Source organism: Parafrankia soli (assembly GCF_001854695.1).
GTDB lineage: Bacteria > Actinomycetota > Actinomycetes > Frankiales > Frankiaceae > Parafrankia > Parafrankia soli.
Genome location: NZ_MAXA01000188.1, coordinates 1 through 1183, shown reverse-complemented (window position 1 = coordinate 1183; position 1183 = coordinate 1). Strand labels below are relative to the sequence as shown.

Below are 1183 nucleotides of genomic sequence, written 5' to 3'. Positions count from 1 at the left end.
GTACCTCCAGTTCGCCGGCTGCACGTTGTAGCCCGGCGCCTGGGGGACGTGCTCGAACGCCGCGTCCATCTCCTCCAGGCAGTCGACGAACCGCTCCTGCCACTCGTCGGGCATGGACTGCAGCAGGGTCCGGGGGCGGACGAGGTAGTTGGAGTAGGACAGGCCGAAGTAGGTATGGATGTCGCGCGCCATGATCAGGCCTCCGTGTCGTTGTCGATATCGCGGCGCCGCAGCCGGTTCCGCCGCTCGGCGGCGATCCGCTGGTAGGTGCGCCCTGTCTCACGCCCCGCCCGGACAGACGGGGCGCCGCGACGCTTGGCGCGCTTGCGCTTGCGCTTGCCGGGCATGTCAGTCCTCCGGCAGGAAGTGGATGGTGTGCATCCCGCCCAGCACGGCTGGGGTCTCGGACCAGCGGTCTGCGTGTGGGCCGCAGAGCAGTGGCTCGTCGCCCTCAGGGGCCGCGCCCTCGACGAGGTAGGGGGTGTCCGATGAGCCGCAGCGGGTGGTGCGCCAGCGGCCGTGCTCCGCGAACGCGCAGGCGTCCACGACGTCCTCGCGAAGGCTGGGACCCTCGCCCGGCTGGAACAGGCCGGAGAGCGGGTGGAAGGTCATCGCGCCCACCGCCCGAACGCCGGCTCGATCTCCGGCAGCTCCACGCCGGGCTGGAGGGACTCCGAGTCCTCCAGGTGCGCGTCGGACTCCAGGACCCGCAGCGCGGCGGCGGYGCTTACCGCGTCATCGGGCTCCGGCACCTCCGCGAGGTGTTCCAGCGGTACATCGGCGAGATGGCCAGCGCGGCGACGAAGCCCGTTGTGTAGCCGGCTCATCTGCCGGTCAAGCGAGGCTGCGCGCCACCCAGACAGGGTCAGCGCGGGCGGCAGGCCGGACGCCCATGACTCCTCATTCGCGGTCTGATTCGCCAGGTCGGTGGTCCAGAAGTCGCTGGCGAGTTCGGTCGAGCTGACGCGACGCAGGCCCATCACCGCACCTGCTGCTCGGCGGACAGCAGTTCCCGTGCCCCGCTGAACGCGCGCCAGCGCTGACCGCGGGGAACCTGGCGGATCACCGCGCGGCCCTCGCCGACTTACGCGCCCGGGTCGGCTTCGCGGCGGCGGTCGGACGCGGCACATCCAGATGCAGCTCCGTCGGCGCCGGCCCCCACTCGCCGCCCGCGAACTGCCCC

The 1183-nt window shown here is 72.0% G+C and carries 4 protein-coding genes; all 4 read right to left on the bottom strand.

Going from position 1 to position 1183, the window contains the following annotated elements:
- Positions 1 to 192 (bottom strand): hypothetical protein (locus tag BBK14_RS15070; RefSeq protein WP_198541292.1); only part of this gene is annotated, 192 nt, incomplete at its 3' end.
- 2 nt (positions 193 to 194) lie between these two features.
- Positions 195 to 347 carry a hypothetical protein gene (locus BBK14_RS38325; protein WP_157904272.1) on the bottom strand — a complete coding sequence of 51 codons (153 nt, stop codon included), beginning with the start codon at positions 345 to 347 and terminating at the stop codon, positions 195 to 197.
- A gap of 1 nt (position 348) precedes the next feature.
- Positions 349 to 612 carry a hypothetical protein gene (locus BBK14_RS15065; RefSeq protein ID WP_131802323.1) on the bottom strand — a complete coding sequence of 88 codons (264 nt, stop codon included), beginning with the start codon at positions 610 to 612 and terminating at the stop codon, positions 349 to 351.
- Positions 609 to 980: a hypothetical protein gene (locus tag BBK14_RS15060; protein WP_071063041.1), complete on the bottom strand. Its 372-nt coding sequence runs from the start codon at positions 978 to 980 to the stop codon at positions 609 to 611. The genes BBK14_RS15065 and BBK14_RS15060 overlap by 4 nt, the downstream gene beginning before the upstream one ends.
- Between the last annotated feature and the right edge of the window lie 203 nt (positions 981 to 1183).

Coding starts and splice junctions, on each gene's coding strand:
- BBK14_RS38325 (WP_157904272.1), bottom strand. CDS start 347: ATGCCCGGCAAGCGCAAGCGCAAGCGCGCCAAGCGTCGCGGCGCCCCG.
- BBK14_RS15065 (WP_131802323.1), bottom strand. CDS start 612: ATGACCTTCCACCCGCTCTCCGGCCTGTTCCAGCCGGGCGAGGGTCCC.